The 24023-nt window shown below is 62.2% G+C and carries 25 protein-coding genes and 1 tRNA gene; 15 read left to right on the forward strand and 11 right to left on the reverse strand.

Annotation, left to right across the window (positions count from 1 at the left end; all coding sequences use genetic code 11):
• Positions 1–73 precede the first annotated feature (73 nt).
• Positions 74–628 (reverse strand): DUF4352 domain-containing protein, encoded by a 555-nt coding sequence (locus GN300_RS12580; protein WP_054827392.1) that lies wholly within the window; start codon positions 626–628, stop codon positions 74–76.
• Positions 629–985: 357 nt separating this feature from the next.
• On the opposite strand from GN300_RS12580, the gene GN300_RS12585 reads away from it, so the two are divergent.
• Positions 986–2164 carry a cation:proton antiporter gene (locus tag GN300_RS12585; protein ID WP_063315234.1) on the forward strand — a complete coding sequence of 393 codons (1179 nt, stop codon included), beginning with the start codon at positions 986–988 and terminating at the stop codon, positions 2162–2164.
• 1 nt (position 2165) lies between these two features.
• Here the strand turns inward: GN300_RS12585 and GN300_RS12590 are convergent, their stop codons facing one another.
• From GN300_RS12590 to GN300_RS12610, 5 genes are all read right to left on the reverse strand, one after another.
• Positions 2166–3404 carry a S9 family peptidase gene (locus GN300_RS12590; RefSeq protein WP_063315233.1) on the reverse strand — a complete coding sequence of 413 codons (1239 nt, stop codon included), beginning with the start codon at positions 3402–3404 and terminating at the stop codon, positions 2166–2168.
• A 79-nt stretch (positions 3405–3483) separates the two neighbouring features.
• Positions 3484–4173 (reverse strand): DUF998 domain-containing protein, encoded by a 690-nt coding sequence (locus GN300_RS12595; RefSeq protein WP_007731663.1) that lies wholly within the window; start codon positions 4171–4173, stop codon positions 3484–3486.
• A 10-nt stretch (positions 4174–4183) separates the two neighbouring features.
• Positions 4184–4588, reverse strand: coding sequence for a very short patch repair endonuclease (locus GN300_RS12600; protein ID WP_019746481.1), 405 nt, complete (start codon positions 4586–4588; stop codon positions 4184–4186).
• A gap of 10 nt (positions 4589–4598) precedes the next feature.
• The gene (locus tag GN300_RS12605) at positions 4599–5459 is read right to left on the reverse strand and encodes a hypothetical protein (RefSeq protein WP_003943911.1); all 861 of its coding nucleotides are present in this window, start codon (positions 5457–5459) and stop codon (positions 4599–4601) included.
• Positions 5456–6601, reverse strand: a complete 1146-nt coding sequence (locus tag GN300_RS12610) for a DNA cytosine methyltransferase (RefSeq protein WP_030535749.1) — start codon at positions 6599–6601, stop codon at positions 5456–5458. The genes GN300_RS12605 and GN300_RS12610 overlap by 4 nt, the downstream gene beginning before the upstream one ends.
• Before the next feature lie 238 nt (positions 6602–6839).
• On the opposite strand from GN300_RS12610, the gene GN300_RS12615 reads away from it, so the two are divergent.
• Positions 6840–7427, forward strand: coding sequence for a putative glycolipid-binding domain-containing protein (locus tag GN300_RS12615; protein ID WP_073512852.1), 588 nt, complete (start codon positions 6840–6842; stop codon positions 7425–7427).
• 26 nt (positions 7428–7453) lie between these two features.
• Here the strand turns inward: GN300_RS12615 and GN300_RS12620 are convergent, their stop codons facing one another.
• Positions 7454–8428: a prephenate dehydrogenase gene (locus GN300_RS12620; RefSeq protein ID WP_063315232.1), complete on the reverse strand. Its 975-nt coding sequence runs from the start codon at positions 8426–8428 to the stop codon at positions 7454–7456.
• Positions 8429–8476: 48 nt separating this feature from the next.
• Here GN300_RS12620 and GN300_RS12625 point away from each other — a divergent pair, with 48 nt between their 5' ends.
• The 4 genes from GN300_RS12625 to GN300_RS12640 all read left to right on the forward strand — a co-directional run bounded on the left by GN300_RS12625 (position 8477) and on the right by GN300_RS12640 (position 9955).
• Complete coding sequence (locus GN300_RS12625; RefSeq protein ID WP_003943823.1) at positions 8477–9016, forward strand: tRNA adenosine deaminase-associated protein; 540 nt, start codon at positions 8477–8479, stop codon at positions 9014–9016.
• Positions 9017–9478 (forward strand): nucleoside deaminase, encoded by a 462-nt coding sequence (locus GN300_RS12630; protein ID WP_003943976.1) that lies wholly within the window; start codon positions 9017–9019, stop codon positions 9476–9478. It abuts the gene before it with no gap.
• 138 nt (positions 9479–9616) lie between these two features.
• Positions 9617–9808: a CsbD family protein gene (locus GN300_RS12635; RefSeq protein WP_003943869.1), complete on the forward strand. Its 192-nt coding sequence runs from the start codon at positions 9617–9619 to the stop codon at positions 9806–9808.
• Positions 9809–9864: 56 nt separating this feature from the next.
• Positions 9865–9955: transfer RNA gene (locus tag GN300_RS12640), tRNA-Ser, on the forward strand.
• A 52-nt stretch (positions 9956–10007) separates the two neighbouring features.
• Here the strand turns inward: GN300_RS12640 and GN300_RS12645 are convergent.
• A complete protein-coding gene (locus GN300_RS12645) occupies positions 10008–11495 on the reverse strand; it encodes a DUF1254 domain-containing protein (RefSeq protein ID WP_231915696.1) in 1488 nt (495 codons plus the stop codon).
• A gap of 98 nt (positions 11496–11593) precedes the next feature.
• Complete coding sequence (locus tag GN300_RS12650) at positions 11594–11767, reverse strand: hypothetical protein (RefSeq protein ID WP_003943953.1); 174 nt, start codon at positions 11765–11767, stop codon at positions 11594–11596.
• A 246-nt stretch (positions 11768–12013) separates the two neighbouring features.
• Here GN300_RS12650 and GN300_RS12655 point away from each other — a divergent pair, with 246 nt between their 5' ends.
• The 3 genes from GN300_RS12655 (at position 12014) to GN300_RS12665 (ending at position 13510) form a co-directional block, all read left to right on the forward strand.
• Complete coding sequence (locus GN300_RS12655) at positions 12014–12697, forward strand: YceI family protein (RefSeq protein WP_063315231.1); 684 nt, start codon at positions 12014–12016, stop codon at positions 12695–12697.
• Between the two features lie 123 nt (positions 12698–12820).
• Complete coding sequence (locus GN300_RS12660; protein ID WP_003943804.1) at positions 12821–13171, forward strand: YidH family protein; 351 nt, start codon at positions 12821–12823, stop codon at positions 13169–13171.
• Positions 13172–13510 carry a DUF202 domain-containing protein gene (locus tag GN300_RS12665; protein ID WP_050655588.1) on the forward strand — a complete coding sequence of 113 codons (339 nt, stop codon included), beginning with the start codon at positions 13172–13174 and terminating at the stop codon, positions 13508–13510.
• Here the strand turns inward: GN300_RS12665 and GN300_RS12670 are convergent.
• Positions 13476–14417: a sterol desaturase family protein gene (locus tag GN300_RS12670; protein ID WP_063315230.1), complete on the reverse strand. Its 942-nt coding sequence runs from the start codon at positions 14415–14417 to the stop codon at positions 13476–13478. The genes GN300_RS12665 and GN300_RS12670 overlap by 35 nt on opposite strands.
• Before the next feature lie 128 nt (positions 14418–14545).
• Here GN300_RS12670 and GN300_RS12675 point away from each other — a divergent pair, with 128 nt between their 5' ends.
• Positions 14546–15001: an Rrf2 family transcriptional regulator gene (locus tag GN300_RS12675; RefSeq protein ID WP_003943908.1), complete on the forward strand. Its 456-nt coding sequence runs from the start codon at positions 14546–14548 to the stop codon at positions 14999–15001.
• 12 nt (positions 15002–15013) lie between these two features.
• Here the strand turns inward: GN300_RS12675 and GN300_RS12680 are convergent, their stop codons facing one another.
• The gene (locus GN300_RS12680; RefSeq protein WP_063315229.1) at positions 15014–16123 is read right to left on the reverse strand and encodes a GGDEF domain-containing protein; all 1110 of its coding nucleotides are present in this window, start codon (positions 16121–16123) and stop codon (positions 15014–15016) included.
• Between the two features lie 250 nt (positions 16124–16373).
• On the opposite strand from GN300_RS12680, the gene GN300_RS12685 reads away from it, so the two are divergent.
• The 5 genes from GN300_RS12685 to GN300_RS12705 all read left to right on the forward strand — a co-directional run bounded on the left by GN300_RS12685 (position 16374) and on the right by GN300_RS12705 (position 24019).
• Positions 16374–17003 carry a TetR/AcrR family transcriptional regulator gene (locus GN300_RS12685; RefSeq protein WP_007731646.1) on the forward strand — a complete coding sequence of 210 codons (630 nt, stop codon included), beginning with the start codon at positions 16374–16376 and terminating at the stop codon, positions 17001–17003.
• A 71-nt stretch (positions 17004–17074) separates the two neighbouring features.
• Positions 17075–19429, forward strand: a complete 2355-nt coding sequence (locus tag GN300_RS12690; RefSeq protein WP_063315228.1) for an MMPL family transporter — start codon at positions 17075–17077, stop codon at positions 19427–19429.
• A gap of 114 nt (positions 19430–19543) precedes the next feature.
• Positions 19544–21277 carry an ABC transporter ATP-binding protein gene (locus tag GN300_RS12695; protein WP_063315227.1) on the forward strand — a complete coding sequence of 578 codons (1734 nt, stop codon included), beginning with the start codon at positions 19544–19546 and terminating at the stop codon, positions 21275–21277.
• Positions 21274–23205, forward strand: a complete 1932-nt coding sequence (locus GN300_RS12700) for an ABC transporter ATP-binding protein (RefSeq protein ID WP_007731644.1) — start codon at positions 21274–21276, stop codon at positions 23203–23205. Before GN300_RS12695 ends, GN300_RS12700 begins: the two co-directional genes overlap by 4 nt.
• Before the next feature lie 70 nt (positions 23206–23275).
• Positions 23276–24019, forward strand: a complete 744-nt coding sequence (locus GN300_RS12705; protein WP_007731643.1) for an IclR family transcriptional regulator — start codon at positions 23276–23278, stop codon at positions 24017–24019.
• The last annotated feature ends 4 nt before the right edge of the window (positions 24020–24023 follow it).

Consider the following 24023-nt stretch of genomic DNA (forward strand, 5'->3'; position numbering starts at 1 on the left):
GCCTTTCGCAGGAGAACGGACTCCACCAGCTGATCGTCAACTGGTGGAGACCGTCGTTCTTACTGTTCCGGGTTTACTGAAGCGAAATTGTGGCGCCACCGGAGAACATCGAGTCGTGTACCTCGATCTCCTTGGGGGTGGCACTGGTCGGGATGTCGAAGACAATGGTGGTCTTCCGTGTGATGCCGGGGTTTATGTCGCCGCCGATCGCGGTTTCGGCGTCGATATTGATCGCTGCCATCGTGTTGTTGGTGAACTCGCGACCTTCGGTGTCGATCAAGGTCTGATTGGATCCGAAGTAAGCCTGGGGCTTGTCGGAAGTGTTCGTGATCTCGACGTGAACGAGTACGAACTGACCCTCAGCTTGCTCTTGCAAGTAGGGATTGTCGCCGATCGTCGTGAGGCCGGTCTCGATACCCGTCACGACGAAACCGAACTTTCCGTCTCGCACTTCCTCGCCGATTCCGGGATTCGAAGACTTCGTTTCCTTGGGAGCTTCGGCCGGGGCAACTGCGGCCACGGAGGCACCGTTGTCCGCGGCTTGCGTGGTTGTGGGGGCCGCGGCGGATTCTTCCTTGTCTTTGTCCCCGCCGCCAGTGGCGATCGCGACAATCACGAAGAACGCCACGATGCCTCCGACGACCCATGGCCACTTCTTCTTTTTCGCCGGTGAAGGCGGCGGTTGCTGAAATCCACCGGCCGGCTGAGCGTACTGGCCCGGGAACGGCGCGCCAGACTGATCTGGATAAGGCTGTCCATAAGGTTGCTGAGCCGGTGGTTGCTGTCCGTAGGGCTGCTGGGGTTGCTGCCCGTACGGCTGCTGAGGCGGCTGGCCATATGGCTGGTTAGGGTCCTGCGGGGGTTGTGTCATGGCCGTTCCTTCACGTGGGATTGCTCACGCATTACTAGGTGAGCATTCGATACTTCTACCAGACTGACCGGTCGCAATGTGTGCAGAGTGGTCGGTTTTGTCCGACAATGATCCGTGCCTTCAATTGCCTCCTCGCTGTTCTGGATTGCGCTGATCGCGGCCATCGCGCCGATAGTCGCGGGCCTGATCCCGCGTCGACTGGTTCCCGAAGTGGTGTTGCTACTGGTCGCGGGCGCAGTAGTCGGGCCGTTCGCCCTCAACATCGCAGCTGACAGCGAAGCGATCGGCATCCTCCGCGAACTCGGCCTCGGCATGCTGTTCCTGCTCGCCGGCTACGAGATCGACCGACAGGAACTCAGTGGGCGCGGCGGACGTCGAGCGCTCTACACATGGCTGTTCTGCCTCGCGCTGGCGTTCACGGTGGTCTCGCTGCTGGGAATGAGGAACGTGATCTCCGCCGAAGCCGCTGTTGCCATTGCGATGACGTCGACCGCTCTGGGCACGCTGCTGCCGATCCTCAAGGACAACAAACTCCTCGACACACGCTTGGGTAAGACCGTCCTCAACCACGGGGCCGTCGGCGAGCTCGGGCCGGTCGTCGCGATGGCGGTGCTGCTGAGTGCCCGTGGTGCCGTACTGTCGCTGATCGTTCTTGCCGTCTTCGCCGTGATCGCCATCATCGTGGCGGTGCTGCCCGGCAAGCTGATTCACGAAGGCTCGTGGACACATCGCCTGGTGCGGGCAGGAGCGGACACCACGGCGCAGACGACGGTCCGCCTCACCGTTCTGTTGTTGGTCAGCCTCGGAGTGCTGTCGGCCGTGTTCTCACTCGACGTCATTCTCGGTGCGTTTGCCGCCGGCTTCATCCTGCGGCGACTGATGCCAGAGGGCGACGAGCGCCTCGAGATCAAGCTCGACGGGATCGCCTTCGGGTTCCTCATCCCGATTTTCTTCATCACTTCAGGCATGGCGATCGACGTCTCGGCGGTCGCCGCCAGTCCCGGCATACTGATTGCGTTTTTGATCCTGATCGTTGTCGTCCGGGGCGTGCCGGTGTTCTTCGTGACCAAGTTCGAGAAGGTCGAACCGCCCTTCACCACGCGCGAAAGTGCGCAAGTCGCGTTGTACGGGGCTACCGGCCTGCCCATGATCGTGGCGGTCACGGGCGCGGCCGTCGACGCGCATCAGATGTCCTCGGACAACGCGTCGATTCTTGTCGCGGCCGGGGCGATCACGGTTCTGCTGTTGCCGATGATTGCCACTCTGTTGACGAAGAAAGAGAAAGTGTCCTGATTCAGAGATCCAACTGCTCGTCGAGCCAGTCGAACATCCGCTGATCAGTCAGACGCCTCGCCATGGGCTGGCAGTGGAAGTTCGCGCCCTCGGCAGCGGTGAAGGGAACCACCGTCGTCGGTCCGCCGGCGAGGGCGGCAAGCCGCTTGGATTGACCGGGCCAGAACTGTTCACCTTCCGGATCGGTAATCAGCAGGGGAGTGGAGATCGAGCCGGCGACGTGTTCGAGGTGGTACTTCCGAACCTCGGCGAGAGTGTTGTAGTAGCCGTCGGCGAGATACGGACGCGCTCGGAAACGCCAGATCCGGGCGCTGTCCTTCGAGAATTTCATCCCCATCGCCATGTCGCGGTCGAAGGCCTCCGACTTCCCCTCGTCGAGCAGCTTCTGCATGTTCTTGGGGATATGGGCGAGCCACGACGCGGCCACGTCCACGACCCCCGGATCGGCGATCGCTGCCGCGATCCGATGCTCGAACGCCAACGACTGCGGCACCCAGTACCCGCCCTGACTGATCCCGTACATCGCCAGCTTCGACGCATCGACGTCCGGCCGGTCCACGAGATAGTCGACGACGGGCGTGATGACGGCTTCCCAGTCGTGACGGAACGGGATGTTGCGCTCGAAGAGCATCGACTGCTGACCGGGACCGTCGAACATCAACACGTTGTAGCCCCGCTCGAGCGCCCCGGCACCGCCGCTGCCCCACAGCCCGCTGATTGGGCCGTCGCTACCGTTTACCATGATCAACGTCGGCCGTCGCACGTCGCCGGGCGGCCGGAAGAAGTACCCGGGAAGGTAGGTGTCCTCGTAAGGGATCCGGACGCGTTCGACGGGCTGGGAGGTGGTGTCGACGAAGCGGTCCCACGCCTGTCGGTGACGTTTGAAAGTGGGGACCAGAACCGAATCGTCGCTGAGACCGTCGACGGCGTTGATCGCCACACCGAAGTACGACGCCGCCCGCAGGTACGCGTTGGACGCGCTTCGCGAATGCCCGGCCTCGGCTGCCTCATCGGCCTGCCCGAATACCCGTGTACCGAGGTCGAACCAGGCCTCGTACCAGCCTTCGAGGTCCTTCTCGCCGACGTGAGCGATGGCCGAGAGCACTTCGCCGGTGTCTGCCGCGCCGAAGGTGGCTTGCCCGAGAACGACTCGTAGCTCGAAGTCGAAGGACTCGTTGCGATAGAAACCAGCAGTGAACGCCTGGTGCGGATGGGCGAAGAACGACGACGCGAGAGACATGGGCACACCTTCGCTAGTTCGGGGCAGCCATTTTCAGTTGTAGTTCCAGGATCGCCCGAATCGCTTGCCGGAAAACCTGTCAGCGCGGCGACGCCGGGAGCCCGGTGGATGGCGGCCTCGACATCGCAAATGCCAGGGTGCACAACCACAACGACATTCCCAGCACCTGCGCACGTTGAGCGATACCCAGTCCGAGATTACCGCCGCCGGAGACTTCGATGCTGTTGGTCGTCAACATCCACACCGTCGCAAGGGAAGTCAGGATCAGAATGGTCAGACCCGTCGTCCGCAAAGAAGGGTGCTCGCGATACCTGAACGCTCCCACGGTGAATGCGATCATCGCGGTGAAGATCGCGAAGACCGCCACGCTGCTCGTCAACGCGTGAACATGGTGGAGCTGCGGAAGTAGACCGTCGGGTGCGCTCGACGGGCAACCCTCGCCCGAGCATTCGAGGGGGAACGACGCGTCGGCGATGGTCGCGATGCCGAACACCGCCAGCGCAATCCAGCCCGTGACGTAGAGCCTTCGCCGGGGCGTGATCAGCAGACCCAGCGCTCCGGAGATCAACATCAAGATTGCGGACAGGACATCGGCGTTACCGAAGACATCGCGGTATTTCTGGTTCTCGGCATCGAGTTCGCTGAGGAACGATGTCACCGGGTCGAGGCCGGTGTCCAGGAAGAATTCGAGAATCCACGACGAGTAGACGATTCCGCCCAGAGCCAGCGCAGCCACCAAACCCCACCGCGCAACGTTGCGTTCCTTCACGAAATCGAGCTTACGGACCGAGCAGGGCTTTCTGGACGCGTTCGGCCGCTACCAGCGGATCTTCGTGCTCCCAGATGCGGATGACGGTCCAACCCTGCTCTGCCAGACGTGCATCGGTGTCGCGGTCTCGAACCACGTTGGCGGCCAATTTGTCCGTCCACCACTGCGCGTTGTTCTTGGGAAACGTCGCATGCTGCGGGCAGCTGTGCCAGAAGCATCCGTCCACGAACACCGCGACTTTGCGGCGTGGAAATACCAGATCGGCCCGTCGGCGAACACCTTTGACAGGCGCCCGATCCACGAAGTACCGGAGTCCGCGTCGATGCAGCTCGCGTCGTAGTGCGATTTCGGGTTTGGTGTCGCGCCGACGCTGAGCGCTCATCCGAGCGCTGGTGGCAGGATCCGTCGCAGGCACCGTGGTTCCCTCAGCCGTCGGAATCTTCGCTGTCTTCGGGATCGGACCAGGTGGGCGCAAACCTGTTGCGACGCTCCACTTCACCGTGCACGACGGTCACGAAGTCGGTGAACGAGAGCGTCTGAGCTTCGGTGGGGCGTCCGTTGCGCGGCGGCGGCTCGTCGACGTCGAAGAACCGAACTGCGCCATCGGGTTCGTAGAGTCCGATGTAGACCTTCTCGAAGAGGTCGTAGCGGGTGTCCTCGGCGCCGAGATCCACCCAGGCCTTTCCCGGAACGCCGACCACCGCGCGCTTGCCTCGGCCCGAGCGCTTCGAGAGCGTCGTGACGTGGTGTGCAAAAGAGGATTTGCCGGTGTCGCTGGTCTTGGTCGGGTCGCCGTCGTCGCACGTGGCGTACGGCTCGAACATGACGGCGACCAACACGCTGTACGGCTGACGCTGATGCAGAACCATTGCCTCGCCACGCAATTCGTGGTCGTTGCGGACGATGTTCTTGGTCCACCGTCCCAGCTTGCCGCTGCGGGGACTGTAGTCCTGGAAGTTGTACGTCTTGATGGAGACGCAGAGGATCAGGCCGAGAGTGGGGTCGAGTGCCTTGACGTCCAAGCGCTTTCGGCCCTTGGCGACATCGACTGTTGCCTCCTGGCCTTCTCCGGACGCCGTCGGGGTGATGTTGGGATACAGCGGACGCAGAGCGTCGGCGACCGTCTGTGCCAGTTGATTGGACAGTCGCTGGGCGTAGTTCTTCTTCTCGCCGCGATCGGCGTCGGCCGGGGGCTTGTCGCCCGCGAGTTGCAGTGCACTCCACAGTGGTTCGTGTTCCGGCTCGGAAAACAGCGTTTCAGGTTCGGGAAACAGCGAGTCCGTCATGCTGCGGCCTCGGGGTATCCGCCCATCCGCTCGAGATGGCTTTCGACGTCCTCGATGAAACCGGGGATGAACCGAAGATTGCCCATGCGCGCGCGCTTGAGGAAGCCGGCGGTGGCCCGAGCCGACAGCAACCGCGTGTCTTCGAGGAAGCCGCTCAGATCCTCGTAGTCGTACTGGACCGGCCAGGTCGAGGTATGGACGCGGAAAGCCTGGCGGTTACGGCCCCAGGCCGCACTCGGCCAGGCGTCGCCCGGTTCGAGTGGCGTCTCGCCAGCGGCGTCGTATTCGATGGGATCGCTCAACCGGCCACCGACCCACGACGCCATCCGCACGCTCACGGCATTGCCGACGAGCTTCCAGCGATGGCTGTGGCGTAGGCCGGGAACCTCGACGGACGGCAGCGTCCAGTCGGGATCGAAACCCTGCAGTCGCTCGGCATCGACTAGACCGGGAGTGACGATCTCACCTGACGGCAACCGGACTGCCGGCTGACTGGGGATGCCGACGGACGAGCCGCCCTTGAGCGTCGGCACGGCATTGACGGCCCATCCGAGACCGCGAGTGCCTTCGGTCCAGTAGAAGCCGCAGGGGTAGTCCGCGGGATCGCCACCCAGGCGCTCGCCGGCGTCCTGGCCGAACAGGATTTCGCGGGGATCATCTGTGCGCGAGGCAAGCATGATGACTCGCTGGCGACGCTGGGGGAGTCCGAAGGCGCGGGCGTCGACCACCCGGTACGCCCAGGTGTATCCGAGGTCTTCGAGGGCGTCGGTGATGTGCCGCATGGCGGCGCCCTTGCCGAGCTGGAGCATGAACGGAACGTTCTCGATCAACAGCCAGCGCGGGCCCTTCTTGCGCTTGACCAGACGGAACACCTCGTCCACCAGGCCTGAGCGTGCGCCGGTGATGCCTGCCGTTTTGCCGGCCTGAGAGAGGTCCTGGCAGGGGAAACCGGCGGCCACCAATTCGATGTCACTGGGCAGCGCGCGAAGTTTGGTGACGTCACCGTGCAACGGCACGTCGGCGAAACGCGAACGGAGAACTGCCTGCGCGCCCGGATCGATTTCACACAGCAGTTCGGTGTTCCACCCATGTTCCGAGAGCCCCAACTCGAGACCACCGATACCGGCAAACAAACCCACCATGCTCCGCGACGACGTCACAGCACCCTTCCTCACGAACCGACCTAGAAGCACGGTACTCGAGAACTCCGACACCGTTTGCCAACTATTCGGTCCGCGGCGTGCTCCTTACGGAAGAACCGTTGTGAAACGCCTTACATCGAGATCTTCGGGGCCGATCGAAGTCCCTAAAAGGTCCCTGATCGAAGCAATAACCCGAACCAGCGGTGCTCCGTGCCCGTTCGTCCATTACCGTGGTCGGGTGAGCATCCAACCTTCCGGTGACGCGTCCTGGCCCGCGGTATTGACCTGGCAGGCCCACAACGCTCCTCGTATGGAGTCTGTTCGTGTGCAGCTGAACGGAAATCGCATCAAGGCTTCCGGCCGGATCATCGGTGGAGCCTGCAGTGAGCACCCGGCATTCAGCGCGTCGTACGACCTGGTCACCGACGAGGCCGGCATCACCCGCCGGTTGTCCGTGCGGACCGCCCTGGCCGCCGGTGAGCGTCAGATGTCGATCAGCCGGGACGAAGAAGGCACCTGGATGGTCGAGAACGGCGCCAGTCACCAGCGCTCTGCGTTCGATGGCGCACTCGATGTCGACGTGATCCTCAGCCCGTTCTTCAACACGCTGCCCATCCGCCGCGTCGGCTTGCAGAACGACATCGAAGACGCCGAGGTCCCGGTCGTCTACGTCAATCTCCTCGACCTGCGCGTCGAGGGTGCGACCATCACCTACAGCTCCGGCGCCGACGGAATCAGTGTGCTGTCCCCGGTGTCCAGCTCGACGCTGTCCGTCGACACCGAAGGTTTTGTCCTCGACTACCCGGGTCTGGCAACTCGTATCTAGGTTTCGTATCTCTAGGTTGCGTAGTTCTAGGTTGCGGATCGCCGGATGACGCCGCCGCGTCGACCGGCGTCTCGCATCCGGTTGATCCAGTCGGGTTCTCCGGCCTGAACGTCTTCGATGTCCCACCGCTCGTGCGACTCGTAGGCGCCGCGCGCCGCGAACCCTGCGTCCACCAATCGTGCCGTCGAGCCGTTGTCGAGCAGATCGGTACGTGCACCCTGCAAAAGGTCGAGCGCCTCGTCCAGCGCGACCAGCAGGGCGTCGCGGTTGCCCTCGCACATCGCCCGCACCAGGCCAGGAGCGCTCCCGGCCACGCGAGTGCCGTCGCGAAATGATCCGGCAGCCAGCCCGAGAGCCAGTTCGCCTCCGGCAGCTCCGGTGATCGCAAGCGTTTCCGCGAGCAGGTGAGGCAGATGCGAGATTCGCGCGACTGCTCGATCGTGCTCGAGAGATTCGGCCGGCACGACGACCGAGCCGCAGTCGAGTGCAAGGTCGGCGACCTGCGACCACACGTCTGCGTCGACGCCGCTGTCGGTGGCAACAACCCATACCGCGTCGACGAACAGATCGGCATCCCCGACCGCCCAACCCGAAGCTGACGTCCCCGCCATCGGATGACCGCCCACAAACTTGGCGCTCAAGCCCGCTCGTTCGACCGCGGCCTTCACTTCACCCTTGACGCTGACGACGTCCGTGATCGGATTGTCGGGCGCATGCGCGGCGATTGCCTCCAAGGTGGCGTCGACGGCAGGCATCGGCACGGCGACCACGATGATCGCGCCGCTTTCGTTTGCTCTCTGCAGCACTGAAACCAGATCGGTGTCGGCGTCGAAACCGTCGGCTCGGGCCGCGTCGGCGGACTCGCTGGAACGGTTGTAACCCCACGCCCGGCGGCCGGATCGGACGGCGGCGCGAAGTAGCGAACCGCCGATCAATCCGAGGCCGAGAACGCAGACTGGTGGGGCGGAATCGATCGCAGACACGAGTTCAGGTTGGCACATCGATGCTCGGACTTCACTCACTGGCACCAGGCGGGCTACCGTTGCGCCATGGGTGCACAGCGCGCGGGTAACAAGAGCGCCTCTTCGAACCAGTCGGAGGAGCTTGAAGGCTTCGGTGTCGCGGTGGTCCGTGAAGAGGGGCGTTGGACGGTCAAGGCACTGACGCCCGACGCGTTGACCTCGCTCTCGGCCGCCGAAACGCAGCTGCGTGAGCTGCGAAGTTCGGGTGCCGTCTTCGGTCTTCTCGACGTCGACGACGAGTTCTTCATCGTGTTGCGTCCGGCGCCGTCGGGCACGCAGTTGCTGATTTCCGACGCGACCGCCGCCATCGACTACGACATCGCAGCCGATGTCCTCGACGCCTTGCACATCGAGATCCCCGACATCGACCCGGACGACCTCGACGATGTCGAACCCTGGGAAGAGGGCGATCTGTCCGTGCTGGCCGATCTGGGCCTGCCGGAACCCGTGCTCGCCGTCATCGCGGCCGAGACCGATCTTTATCCGGACGAGCAGTTGGGGATGATCGCGCAGCGACTCGGGTTCGCATCCGAGTTCGGCGCAGCGCTCGACAAGCTCCCGCGCTAGATGACTCTCGCTGACGACCAGCGCATGATCCGTGCGGCCATCGTGGCCGCACGTTCCGCCTCCGACGCAGACGTCCCGGTCGGGGCAGTGGTGTTCGACGCAGACGGCGTCGAAGTTGCTCGGGCCTCCAATGCCAGGGAAGCGTCGTCCGATCCGACCGCGCACGCCGAAATCCTCGCGTTGCGTGCTGCCGCAAAAACCTATGGTGACGGCTGGCGCCTGGAAGGTGCGACGCTTGCCGTGACCCTCGAGCCATGCACGATGTGTGCGGGCGCTCTGGTCCTCGCCCGGGTTTCTCGGGTCGTTTTCGGGGCGTGGGAGCCGAAAACCGGAGCCGTCGGATCATTATGGGACGTAGTTCGAGATAAAAGATTGACCTATCGGCCGCAGGTGCGCGGCGGGGTCCTCGAGGACGAATGCGCTGGGCTTTTGGAAGATTTCTTCCGCGAGCAGCGGGCCTGAATTCGGCATTCCCCATTGAGAGTGATCGCACACTCGGGTAGCCGGATCCATCAATCGAGGGCATGGTGGAGGCAGATGCCGTCAGGGCATCGGCGGATCGTCGGAAGGCGATTCGTTCGCGTTCACAGAGGAGTACTCATGGGAATCGCAGACAAGGCTCAGAACAAGGCCGAAGACCTCGGGGGCAAGGCCAAGGAAGCTGCTGGCAGCGCTACCGGTGACCGGGACCTCGAAAACGAAGGCAAGGGCGACCAGGTGAAATCGGCCGTCAAGGATGCAGGCGAGAAGGTCAAGGACGCCGCGTCCAGCATCAAGGACAAGCTCACGTAATACCGCTCCACCTGGCGATTTCAGCCACGGGCACTCCATCCGGTAAAGTCACCAACGGTGGCGTGTCCGAGCGGCCTAAGGAGCACGCCTCGAAAGCGTGTGACGGGTAACCCCCGTCCGAGGGTTCAAATCCCTCCGCCACCGCCAAAGCTCCCCACCTGTTCACGCAGGTGGGGAGCTTTTTTGTGCTTGGTGGCGCCTATAGTCCCGTTGCTCGGACGACGTCAGGGAATCGGTAGGTTTCATCGAGGACTGATTTGTCGGGGACATAGCTGCGAATGATCAGTCGAAATTCGTCGTGCGGAGCGGGTAGCCAGTTGGCACGAGCATCCGGATCGGTCGGCTCGTCGTGAGACAGGTGCAAGGTGAGCTTCCCGTCACGAAAGACGAGATCGCCCGCGTCGAGATTGACGGTGCCGAGGTTGACGCGGTTACCCGGTGCGTCGGCGAGCATAAATGCGTCCTTGTCGTACATGGTCAGAGACCAGAAGCCGCCGCGACTGCGGTCGACGGGTGGGAGTGCGTCTTCTGTGAAGGTCATGGTGTACCGCTCGCGGCCGTGGAGTAACGCTCCGTCGTGGTCGGTACCCCGGATGAGGTAGACAGCCTCGTGAAAGTCGTTGACGTAAATGTAGATGACGGCCGCGAGCGCCCGTCCGAACCAGTCGGTGCCCCACAGGCCACTGTTGCGTTGCCGTTGCCATCCGTTGCCTGCGTCGACCCCGGTTTGGACGTAGCTCGCCGATTGATGGAGGGCGACGTCGGCGCGGAGCGCGGCGCGGTCGAGCAGCGCTCGGTACGACTTGTCCGAACGATACAGTGCGACAAGCGTCTTGGCTTGATCAGCCATCGGGGTGTCTGCTGCGCCCATGGTCGGGTTGAAATCGAGCATTGCTGCAAGATCGGTCCAGAAAGATTCCGGCTTCACCCATTGAGGTCGACTGGCGTCGGGATCGACCGCCAACATTTCGGCGGTGACGCCCTGAGGGTAGATCGAGTTCGCGGCGTGGGCCTCGTAGCCGAAGGACCGCGGGCCGGGTCGATCCTCGCTGAAGGGGTACATGCCGATCTGGTCGAGCACCGACCGCGCCTGCTGCTTGGACGCCTCGGAACGTGCTGCGAAACTGCGAGGGAAGACACCAGCCACGTTCGTCGGTGATCGAAGCACATCGAGGAAGTCTTCCGGCAACTCGCCATCCCAATCAGGTCCGACCAGAAGGAACTTTCCGCCGGGAGTGCCTGTCGCCGAACCAAGTTGGTGAGTCACATTGGTCAGCACGTCGACGATCTGGATAGTCCAGTAATGGCCGTCGGGTACCTCGGTCGGGGTCTGTATCACTGCGGTTTCGTCGGTGAGATCGGCGAATCCTGCGCCGTAGATCGTGTCGTTGTTGGGTGAGACGACCCACCGCTGCGCCGGGCTCATGTAGTCGGTGAGGGCACCTGTGTAATTTTTGGCGGCGCCTGGCAGAAGGCCGAGTTGGAGTCCGGTCTTGCCATCCATGATCTCCCACATGTTTGTACGGCCGAAGGTGTCCACAGCTGGATAGCCCCAGTAATAGACGATCCGGGCGAGGGCTTCCACGTAACTCTCAGCGGCGAGCGTTGCTGGAACTCCGGCCGATCTCGCCAGTTGAGCGTGTGCCGGCGTGAAACCTTGTGCGATTGAGTCGGTCGGGGAGTCCATGAAGTCATGGTGCCGGTGACCGTCCGCTGCATCATCACCCTTGCGGGGTGAACCGGTGAGGAAATCGAAAACCGGTTCTGTGTGCGCAATTCGAACGTTCAGGAGCGGCGGGCGATCCACTCTGCAGCGGCGGCATCGATGTCCTGCTTCAGCTTCTCGAAGAACGAAGGTGGCGGGGTGGGGATCAAATCTGCTGCGGTAGTGAGGGATCGACTGAGGGCGATCCGACGCTCGCGTAACTCGTCGTCGGTCAGGAGCGTCAGGTCCGCCATCGCGAGCTCCCTCGATCGGTGTGATTCGTGTTTCGGGCAGACCGTGCGCATCGGGATCGATGCATGATTCGATGCGCACGGCCCAGGCATTCCAGGCTGGGGGCCGGAATGCACAGTCGACTTTACCAAATGATTACTAATGGCTGTAGACGCGGCTCACCCTTCGGTGTTCGTGGAGCATTTTCACAGGTTTCTCCCAGGTCGTAAGTCCTGACAACTGTTGAAGCTGCAACTATCGTCGAGCCCATGAAAAAGATCTGGTGGATCGGCGGAGCAGTAGTTGTGGTCGTACTCGCCCTGCTCGTGGGGCCGTGGGCGTACGGGAAGTTCATCGCTGAAGACGATGCACCGGCGGCCGTGGTGTCCACTGAGGGCGCGGAGGCGGCGTCCGGATCGATCGACGGGCAATGGACCGTCGTCGCCGGGCAGGGGGACAACCAGACGGCAGCTGGGTACACCGTGCACGAGATTCTCAACGGATCGAGTGTGACCGTCGTCGGAACCACTGGCGAGGTGAGCGGAAACGCGGCTGTCGAGGGTGAAAAGCTCACTTCTGGCGAAGTAACGGTGCAGGTGGCAAGCATCAAGACCGACTCGGATCGGCGCGACGGCCAGTTCACGGGCAATGTGATGGATACCAGCACGTATCCGACGGCGACGTTCACGATCGACTCGCCGGTGGACTTGTCTGCTGTACCGACGGACGGAACAACGGCGACGGTCACGGTGTCAGGAACGCTGACGCTCAAGGGTCAGTCCAAGCCGGTGTCGGTCGACATGACCGTGCTGCATTCGGGTGATTCGCTGATCGCATCGGGCTCGATTCCGGTCACCTGGACCGATTTCGGAGTCGAGCCTCCGTCCCTCGGTTTCGTCACCGTCGACGGCAGCGGCTCGGTGGACTTCCTGGTCTCACTCGCCGCGAGCTGAATTACGTCCACCCGATTCGCACTGCTTCGGGGCGGGCAGGGAAGATTAAGGACATGACCTTCCTTTCTTCTTGTCCGTTCCGAAGGCAGTGTGCGATCTCTGCCCGGACGGAATGAACAGGTGATGCCCCGGTGGAGACCGTTCCGAACGGGCGAAGACCCCGATCCACGGTTCACGCTCGCCAATGAGCGGACATATCTGGCTTGGATCCGCACTGCAACGGCCTTCGTCGCGTCGGGCGTCGGACTCGAAGCGTTCGGCGGCGACATTCTCAACCCGACGGTTCGTTCCGGCTTGGCCGCGTTGTTGCTCGTCGGCGGTGCTCTGATCGCCATCACTTCCTTTGTCCACTGGATCAGCGCCGAGCGTGCACTGCGAACTGAGCGCTCGTTGCCGGTGCCGCTCATGGCGCCGGTCGTCGGCATCGTGCTGGTGATCTGCGCGACCGTCCTGGTGGTCGAGGTCGTGAACTGATTGACCGCGCTGGAACCGTCGGAAGGTGTCAAGCCTCCGGACAAGGGCTTGCAGTCCGAGCGCACATCGCTCTCGTTCGTGCGTACGAGTCTGTCGATCCTCGGCTTGTCTGCCGCCTGTCTGAGATGGTTGCCGCAGTTCGGGTCGGTGGCCCTGATCGGCCCGTCCGTCGCTGCCGTGCTCGTCGTCGCGGTGACGGTCTACGAACGTCGGTCGCGGCCCAGGCGGTTGGCCCAGTTTTCGGCCGAAAAGGCAACGCCCGCTTTGGGTATGGGAGCAACTCTCGCGGTCGCTCTGCTCCTGCTCAGTGCGACGGGGCTGTGGATTCTGCTGAAGTGACCTCGGCTTTCGGCGCCCAGCCGGGCGGGCCGAACACGTAGCCGGCTCGCTGCCGCCACGATGTCGACGCCTTCCAATCGCGAGCAATGGCAGCATATTCGCGCGTTTGGAGCTTCCAGATGTTGTACGTTCCGACCGGCGTCGTGAGTCCGTAGGTGGGGCGGTGGGTTTCGGCTGCGAAGGTTCCGAACATCCGGTCCCAGATGATGAGGATTCCGGCGTAGTTGCGGTCGAGGTACTCGGCGTCGGAGCCGTGGTGGACGCGATGGTGTGACGGCGTGTTGAAGATAAATTCGATGGGCCGCCAGAGTTTTCCGACACGTTCGGTGTGGACGAAGAACTGGTAGACGAGGCTGACGGAGAAGCCGACGAACACCATCCACGGCGGGATCCCGAGGAACGGCAACGGCAACCACATGATGATCTCACCGCTGTTGTTCCACTTCTGCCGCAGTGCGGTGCTGAAATTGAAGTACTCGCTCGAATGGTGAGCCTGGTGTGTGGCCCAGATGACTCGAACTCGGTGTGCGATGCGGTGATACGCGTAATAGAGGACGTCGATTCCGAGCAGCAGGATCACCCAGGAGTACCAGGCAGTCGGCGAGAGGTGCCACGGCGCGAGATACACCCAGATTGCGGAATAGCCGATCAGCGCCAGCACTTTCCAGAAGGTGCTCGTTGCGATCGACACGAGTCCGAGTAGAACGCTGGTTCTGGCGTCGGCGCTTCGGTAGCCGCCCTGTGCCGGCCGTGCGCGTCCGTCGGCGTCGTCGGGATGATCTTCGAGCGCACGGGCCGCGAACCATTCGATTGCGAGGAAGATGACAAACGCGGGGATTGCGAGCGTAACGGGATCATGGAGCGGTTCGAGCAGTGACTTCCATGATTCGAGAAGGGTTTCCCACACGCGATTTGTCCTGTCCTCTAGCTCTGATCGTTACATCATGCATCAAAATGTAACGTCAGGGAACCCTTTGCGGCGAAGAACTCGCAGGTTTGTTGCGACTATTCATAGAACGATGGTAGGAATTGCCGGTGCATATCACCGCGAAGGTGGACTACGCCGTGCGGACTCTGGTCGAGCTCGCGGCAGTTGGTCCTGACCCGGCCAAGGCCGAGTTTCTCGCCAAATCCCAGGTAATACCCCACAAGTTCCTGGAAGCGGTGCTCTCGGACCTGCGGCGCGGCGGCTTGGTCAACAGCCGTCGAGGCCCGGACGGGGGATACTGGCTCGCTCGGTCCGCGGACGAGATCACGATTGCCGACGTCATACGAGCTGTCGAGGGACCGCTGGCTTCGATTCGGGGTCAGCGACCGGAAGACGTCGACTACGGGGGGCCGGCGACGCCCCTCAAGGAGGTGTGGATTGCAGTGCGCGTCAACCTCCGTGCTGTGCTCGAAAATGTCACACTCACCGACGTTGCAGGTGGAGAGTTGCCCGAGTTCATTCACGAACTGACGGCAGATCCCGAGGCGTGGAATCGGCGCTGATACAGCCCGGTTTCAGGGTGCCCGTCGACGCGGAACTGCCATAGGAGCAGTGTTGGCGGTGTTGCCTCCCACGGATTTTGCGTCGTACATCAGATGATCGGCCGCAACGATTGCTCGGGAGAACTCGTTGTAGTCGAACTCTTCCTGATGTGGGATGAAAGGTAGCGTCGCTGCTCCGACGCTGACCGTGGCCAGGGGGTCGTCGGCGGCGTTCACCACGGCTTTGGGCAGCGTCGCGATTCGTTTGCGAAGTCCGTACGGGGTGCCGATCATCACAACGGTGAACTCCTCGCCGCCGGTGCGCGCGGCGTAACCGAAACCGTTCACATGCGCCTGCAGACGCGTTCCGGTCCGGATGATGACGGCGTCACCGACTTCGTGGCCGAACGTGTCGTTCACCGCCTTGAACTTGTCGATGTCGACGACGGCAACAGCAATGTCGGCACGATTTGCCGACGCGACCGACCAGATGCGCTCCGACATGTCCCACAGTCCTCGTCGGTTCAACAGGCCGGTAAGTGCATCCACTTTGGATCCCGTTGCGCGCGCGAGTAATTGCCGCCAGGTGAACTGAATCGTGGCCGGAATGAAGATCACGGCACACAGGACGACGTCCGTGCGTGCGATCACGCTGGTTGTCGAGTAGTCGCCGTTCGTCAGGCCCAGCACCGTCAGGGCGATGACAAATGTCGTGGCAAAGGCGAGATGGAAGGCCAACCAGCGGTAATCGAGAAAATAGGTGAAGTAGGCGCCGGTGGCGACAAAGAGTGCCGCGCCGAAGAGGGCGGCGTTATGACTGGTGAAGGTGATGAGAATCGAGGCAGTTCCGAGATCCGCCCACAGTCCGTAGAGCTTGAGCATGCGTGAACCTCTGATTCGGCCGACAAACCAGAGAATCGTAGGGATCAGGTTGACGGCCGCAATGCCGACGAGCCAACTGCGCGCAAACGGTCCGTCCGGGCCCTCTCCGCTGAGGAGAAACAGGAACGCCACGATCGAGAAATTGAGTGAGCAGAACCCGATGGTGAGACGGACGAGACGTAGTACGGAGCCTCGTCCGGACTTCGATCCCCACAGCATCACCGTGGACGAAACCGGCCAGGTGTGCAGGAGCGGGTCCATCAGATTCCTTCGCCGAGCAAATTGCGGTTAATTCACCGCAAAGTATGTCAGGCCATGTTGATTCACGCGTCAACTTGGCAGGGGGCGTCAGGCGGTGGACTTGCTCGCAACCCTCTCTGTCGCGCTGTTCAGGCATTTGCCGTGCGTGAGTGTGAGGTACGCCTCGAGTTTCCGTGCCGTGTGTTCGATCGCACAATATTGCAGACCTCTGCAAAGTTGCAGAGCTCTGCAAGTTCGGTACCGTGTTGGGGTGATCATCGAACAAGGCCTTCGTGACCGCAAGAAGGCAGCAACCCGTGCCGCACTCAGCGGCGCGGCAGCACGGCTCGCTCGTGCGCTGGGGATCGAATGCGTCACCGCTGACGCAATCGCCTCCGAGGCCGGAGTGTCGACGAGGACGTTCCACAACTACTTCTCCAGCAAGGAGGAGGCAGTGCTCGCCAGTTTCGAGGAATCGGTGAACCTGTGGATCGAGGCGCTTGCGTCACGGCCCGCGGACGAACCAATTCTCGACGTCCTCGAAGAACTTGTGGTCGAAATCGTGAACGACTCAGGTCCGAGTGGGAGTGAGAAGGCAAGTATCTGGCTGCTGTCGGATTCGAGTCCCGCGCTCTACCGGGATGCCGCAGACATGCATCAGCGGATCAACCGTGCAGTCGTTCAGGCATTGGCGGAGCGCACCGGTACCGACGCCGAGAAGGACCTGTACCCGACGCTCCTCCTGGGAGCGGTGGGCGGAGCCGCTAAATCGGTGATCGACGTCTGGACTGGCGGAAAGTCGGAGGCTTCCAGTCCGGAAGAGTTGGTTCACGACGCTTTTCGGCAGATTCGTGCCGGGTTGCCCGCGCCGCCGCCTGCCCCTGAGATGTCGCGTCCCTGAGATGTCTCGTCTCTGAGCCCCACACGTAATACCTGTCCACGTACACGCACCGAAACAGCAAGGAGCCCGTCGTGGCCACCTATCTTTATCGGATCGGCAAGTTCGCCTACCGGCGAAAAGGCGCGGTCCTCAGCGTTTGGCTGATAATCCTGGTCCTGATGGGCGTCGGGGCAGCGACTCTGTCCGGCCCCACCAAGGACTCGTTCTCCATTCCGGGAACCCCGGCGCAGCAGGCGCAAGACCTGATGGCGGAGCGTTTTCCCGACGCGCCCAATCCTATGGATTCGCTGAGCGCGCGATACGTAGTGCAAGCTCCGGCAGGCACGACGCTGGCCGATCCGGCGAACGTCAAGGCCATGGACGACATGCTCGCGAGTATTCGTGGCATCGACAAGGTCGCCGACTCTGCCAAGGTGGACCCGGCGACTGCCACTCCGGAACAGGCCGCGAAGGCGTTGGTCAATCCGGTTACCGGCAACGACTCCATGGTTGCGATGTTCAAGGAAAAGGCTGCTGCGGCTGGAACTTCCGAGACACAGGCCGTGGACGACGCGCGTGCGTTGTCGCCGCTCAGTGCCGACGGCACAGTCGGGTACGTCGAGGTTCCGTTCAGCGGTGACTTCGCCGATCTCGATCAGGCGTTGCGTGATTCGATCAACTCCGCAGCCGATGTCGGTCGGGCCGAGGGACTCAACGTCCAGGTCAGTGGTTCTGCTGCTCAGGAAGCGGAGATGCCCGGTGGTGTCACCGAGCTGATCGGTATCGCCGTTGCCGCTGTCGTTCTGGCCATCACGTTCGGTTCGCTTGTGGCCGCGGGGCTTCCGCTCCTCACCGCGATCATCGGTATCGCTATCGGCAGCCTCGGAATCACGGTTGCCACCGGATTCATGGATCTCAGTTCGATGACTCCGACGCTGGCGATCATGATCGGTCTGGCCGTGGCGATCGACTACTCGCTGTTCATCATGTCCAGGTTCAGGCATGAGCTCACCCTCACTGACAACCGTGCCGAAGCAGCAGGTCGCGCCGTCGGAACTGCCGGTTCCGCAGTGGTATTCGCTGGTTTGACGGTCATCATCGCGCTGGTTGCCTTGCGAGTCGTCGGCATCCCGTTCCTCTCCGATATGGGTGCGGCAGCGGCCTTTACCGTGCTGATCGCGGTTCTGATCGCCCTGACCTTGCTGCCTGCGATCCTGGGTATGTTCGGACGCAAGGCTTTTGCCGGCAAGATTCCCTTCCTCAGCAAGCGCGCTGAGGAGTCCGAAGACGAAGATTCGGGCAAGCCGAAGTTGGCTCTGCGCTTCATCAGTGCCGTCGTCCGTCGTCCGCTCGTGCCGCTGATCGGTGGAGTAGTGCTTCTGGGCGCATTGGCTCTGCCCGCAACGGGATTGAGCCTGGCACTGCCGTCGGAGGCCACCGGTGACCCGGCGACCAGTGCGCGTCAGGCATACGACCTGATCGACGAGGGCTTCGGTGACGGTCGCAACGGACCGCTCATCGCCGTTGTCGACGCGAAGGGGGCCAGCGTTCCCGCCGGGGAGGCCTTTGCGGAGGTCGTCTCGACCATCTCGAGCTTCGATGACGTCCAGAACGCACAGGTCGTCGGGGTCAACGAGGCCGGCGACACCGCGCAGGTACTGATCACTCCGAAGAGTGGTCCGACCGACCCCGCCACGATGGATCTGGTGTCCAGCCTTCGTGGAGCCGAAGGCGGACTCAACGATTCGATCGGCGTCAGCTACGGCATCACCGGTCAGACCGCACTCGAAGGCGACGTCTCGGACACGCTGAAGGATGCATTGGTGCCCTACCTGGCCGTCGTCGTCGGCCTTGCATTCATCTTGTTGCTCTTGGTGTTCCGTTCGATCCTGGTTCCGCTGACGGCGACGCTCGGCTTCCTGCTCAGCGTGCTCGCGACATTCGGTGCGACGGTGGCGATCTTCCAGCACGGTTGGTTGGGCATCATCTCGAACCCGCAACCACTCGTGAGTTTCATGCCGATCTTCCTGATCGGTGTGGTGTTCGGACTCGCGATGGACTACCAGGTGTTCCTCGTGACGCGTATGCGTGAGGAGTACGTCCACGGCGCGAGCGCGAAGGAGGCCGTGACCATCGGCTTCAACCATGGCGCCCGGGTCGTCAGTGCGGCCGCGGTCATCATGATCTCCGTGTTCGGTGCCTTCATCGCGGAACCGAACTCGTTCATCAAGTCGATCGGCTTCGCGCTTGCCGCGGCGGTGTTCTTCGACGCCTTCATCGTGCGCATGGTGATCATCCCGTCCGTCATGGCACTGCTCGGCGACAAGGCGTGGTGGTTGCCGAAGTGGCTGGACAAGATTCTGCCGAACGTCGACATCGAGGGTGAGAAGCTCAGCAAGGCCCTCCGTGAAGAAAAGGAAGCGGAGCTTCAGTCCGCATCTGCTTGATCTCTGCTGTGCGCCTTTATTAACCCCCCGCGGTTAATAAAGGCGCACAGCAGTTTTTGTGTATCGAAATATCCAGCGGCACATGTCGGCCAGGATTGGTAACCTTCGCTCACTATGCTGATCAGGCTGCTGCGCACTTATCTGATGCCGTACCGGGGTGAACTCACGGGCGTTGTCGTCCTGCAGTTTATTTCGACTATGGCGGCCCTTTACCTTCCGAGTCTCAACGCCGACATCATCGACAACGGCGTGACGAAAGGCGACACCGGCTACATCCTCTCCACCGGCGGGATGATGCTGATGGTCACGCTCACGCAGATCCTGTGCTCGGTGGGTGCCGTCTTCTTCGGTGCGCGAGTCGCCATGGGCGTCGGACGCGATCTCCGGGCTTCGGCGCTGCATCAGGTCGGGACGTTCTCGGCCCGAGAGGTCGGGCACTTCGGTGCGCCTTCGCTGATCACCCGCAACACCAACGACGTCCAGCAAGTGCAGATGATGGTCGTGATGAGTTGCACCATCCTCGTCATGGCGCCGATCATGTGCGTCGGCGGCATCATCATGGCTCTGCGCCAGGACCTGAATCTGTCCTGGATCCTGGGGATCAGCGTCCCGCTGCTCGTAGTCTCGATGGGTTTCCTGATTGCCCGGATGGTCCCCGGATTCAGGGTCATGCAGGGCCGCCTCGACGCCGTCAACCGTGTTCTTCGCGAACAGATCACGGGCATCCGCGTCGTCCGAGCGTTTGTACGGGAACCGTACGAGGTAGAGCGTTTCGGCGATGCCAACCGTGAGCTGACGGAGACTGCACTCGGCGTCGGCCGCCTCATGGCACTGATGTTCCCGCTCGTGATGCTGATCAGCAATGTCACCAGCGTCGCGGTCATCTGGTTCGGTGGCCATCAGATCAACGAGGGCTCGATGCAGATCGGCTCGCTCACCGCGATGCTCAGCTACATCATGCAGATCCTGATGGCCGTCATGATGGCCACCTTCATGGCGGTGATGCTGCCGCGTGCGTCGGTGTGCGCCGAACGTATCTCCGAGGTGCTCGACACGGATTCGTCGGTGATTCCGCCCGAGAACCCGGTCCGAGAACTGAAGGACCCGGGAGTCGTCGAACTTCGTGGCGCTCAGTTCCAGTTCCCCGGAGCCGAGGAACCTGTATTGCGCGACATCACGTTCCGTGCCGAACCCGGCAAGACGACGGCGATCATCGGCGGCACCGGATCGGGAAAGACAACTCTGCTTAACCTGATTCCGCGTTTGATCGACTCCACCTCCGGATCGGTATCGGTGGGAGGAGTCGACGTCCGCGACATCGACACGGAACTGCTCTGCTCGGTGATCGGTCTCGTCCCGCAGAAGCCGTATCTGTTCTCGGGCACTGTCGCCACCAATCTCCGCTACGGAAACCCCGAAGCTACCGACGAATGGCTGTGGGAGTGCCTCGAGATCGCCCAAGCTGCCGACTTCGTTCGCGCCATGCCCGAAGGCCTGGACACACCGGTGGCACAAGGCGGTACGACGGTATCGGGCGGCCAGCGTCAGAGACTCGCCATCGCCAGAGCGTTGGTGCGTAAGCCACAGATCTATCTGTTCGACGATTCCTTCTCGGCACTCGACCTCACTACTGATGCGAGGCTGCGTGCGGCGCTCCGGCCGGTCACGCAAGACGCCTGCATCGTCGTTGTCGCGCAGCGTATTTCCACCATCGTGGAAGCCGATCAGATCATCGTGCTCGACGACGGCGCCATCGTGGGGATCGGCACGCACGACGAACTCGTGGTCAGTTGTCCCACCTACGGCGAAATCGTCGCCTCTCAGCTAGCCGTACAGGACGCATCATGAGCAATCGACCGACTTCCTCGCCTCCCATCGGCCCGCCCGGCGGCGGCGATCCCACAAAGAAGGCCATGAACTTCGGCCCTTCGCTCAAACGTCTCCTCGGTCGCTTGAGCCCCGACAAGCCGATCGTCGTCCTGATCTTCGCTTTGGTGACGGCAAGCGTCGTACTTTCCTCGATCGCGCCGAAGATCCTGGGAAACGCCACCAACCTGATCTTCGACGGCATCGTCAGCAAGCAACTCCAGCCGGGCACTACAAAGGAACAGGCTGTCGAGGGATTGCGTGCCTCGGGGCAAGGTCAGCTCGCGGACATGGTGTCCGGCATGGCAGTTGTGCCTGGAACCGGAATCGATTTCGACGCCGTCGGCAAGGTCTTGATGATCGTGCTGCTGTTGTTCGTCTGTGCGTCGCTGTTCAGTTGGTTGCAGGCGTATCTGCTCAACATCGTGGTGCAGCGGACCGTTCGCCGGTTGCGTGAGGATGTCGAGCAGAAGATTCACCGACTTCCCTTGCGGTACTTCGATACCCATGCCCGCGGTGATGTTCTCTCGCGTGTGACCAATGACATCGACAACGTCGCGCAGAGCTTGCAGCAGACGCTCAGCCAGTTGGTCATGTCGGTGATGACCGTCCTGGGCATTCTGGTGATGATGCTGTGGATCTCACCGTTGCTCGCCTTGATCGCGGTGGCAACTGTTCCGCTGTCGATCATGGTCACAGCGTTCATCGCGAAGCGTTCACAGAAGCACTTCGTGGCGCAGTGGAAGAGCACCGGCGGAATCAACGCACAGGTCGAGGAAGCGTTCAGCGGCCACGAGTTGGTCAAGGTGTTCGGCCGCCAGCAGGAGGTCGAGGAGCGCTTCCGCAAGCAGAACGAGGATCTGTACGAGTCCAGCTTCAAGGCGCAGTTCATTTCCGGTCTGGTCATGCCGGCCGTGATGTTCCTGGGCAACCTCAACTACGTCGCCATCGCAGTGGTGGGTGGCATGCGCGTCGCATCCGGAACGATGACGCTCGGCGATGTGCAAGCGTTCATCCAGTACTCGCGGCAGTTCACCCAGCCGCTCACGCAGATAGCGTCGATGACCAATCTGCTGCAGTCCGGCGTCGCTTCGGCCGAGCGGGTCTTCGCGCTGCTCGACCAAGACGAGCAGTCGGAGGACCCGAAGAGCGCGAAGTCGCCCACTGTCGACAAGGGTCGCGTCAAGTTCGAGAACGTCACCTTCAGTTACAAGCCGGAACAGCCGCTGATCGAGGACCTGTCCCTGACTGCCGAGCCGGGCCAGATGGTTGCGATCGTCGGACCCACCGGCGCAGGCAAGACCACCCTCGTCAACCTCATCCTGCGGTTCTACGAACTCAATTCGGGCCGAATCACTTTGGACGGCATCGACATCGCCGACATGACGCGAGACGATCTGCGCTCACGGATCGGCATGGTTCTGCAGGACGCATGGCTGTTCGGTGGAACCATCCGCGAGAACATCGCCTACGGCAAGCCTGGTGCCACCGACGAGGAGATTCGTCGTGCGGCCGAGATGAGCTACGTCGACAAGTTCGTGCACTCTCTGCCTGAGGGTTACGACACGGTCATCGACGAGGAAGGCAGCAACGTCAGTGCGGGCGAGAAGCAGCTCATCACTATCGCCCGCGCCTTCATCTCGCAGCCGTCCATCCTGATCCTCGACGAGGCGACCAGTTCGGTGGACACGCGCACCGAACTGCTGGTCCAGAGCGCCACCGCGGTTCTGCGCAACGACCGAACCAGCTTTGTCATCGCGCACCGTCTTTCGACAATTCGTGATGCGAACCTGATCGTGGTGATGGAGGAAGGCCGGATCGTGGAGCAGGGGAGCCATGAGGCTCTGCTCGAATCCCGCGGCGCGTACTTCCGTCTGTACAACAGCCAATTCGTGGGCGCGGAGATCTGATGCCTCAGTAGACTGGAGCAGACTTGGTCCGCTGGGTGGACCACATTCTGTGTACTGGAGGCGCTCGGCGATGCATTCGTTGCTGGGGAAAGCGCGCCTGATACTCGATTCCTTCGATGCGGATTCGGGTGCGCTGTCGCTGACCGAACTTGCGAATCGGAGTGGTGTTGCGAAGGCGACGGTGCATCGAATAGCCGGTGAACTGGTGTCTCTTGGTCTACTGGAACGGGTCGGAACCAAGTACAGGTTGGGGTTACGGCTCTTCGAACTGGGGCAGTTGGTTCCTCGTCAACGTATTCTGCGCGAGGTGTCCTTGACGTATGTGCAGGATCTTCACGCGGCGACCCGGGAGACGGTTCACCTCGCGATTCGCGACGGCCTCGATGTTCTGTACATCGACAAGATCTCCGGTCATCACGGGGTGGACCTGCCGTCGCGGGTGGCTGGCCGGCTGCCGATGTATGCCACGGCAACCGGCAAAGCGATACTCGCGTACTCACCGGATTCCGTTTTTCGAGCGGTGACAGGCAACGGATTTGTCGAGTTCACCGATCGGACGGTGAACTCGGAAGACGGGTTACGTAGGCAACTCGACGCTGTTCGTTCGCAGCAGTTGGCGGTCGAGACCGAAGAGGTTCGCCTGGGAACATCGAGTATCGCTGCCCCGATCTTCGGTGGACTTGGTGAAGCAGTTGCCGCGATCGGTGTGTCGAGTCCGCGGTATCGAATGGACACCGAGCGTTTTGCCGAACCGTTGCGCGCGGCGGCCGAAGGGATCAGCCGGAAGGTATCGGTTCTCGAACGCTCGGCATAACCGT

Source organism: Rhodococcus sp. Ni2, from assembly GCF_021352185.1.
GTDB classification, from domain to species: Bacteria; Actinomycetota; Actinomycetes; order Mycobacteriales; family Mycobacteriaceae; genus Rhodococcus_F; species Rhodococcus_F qingshengii.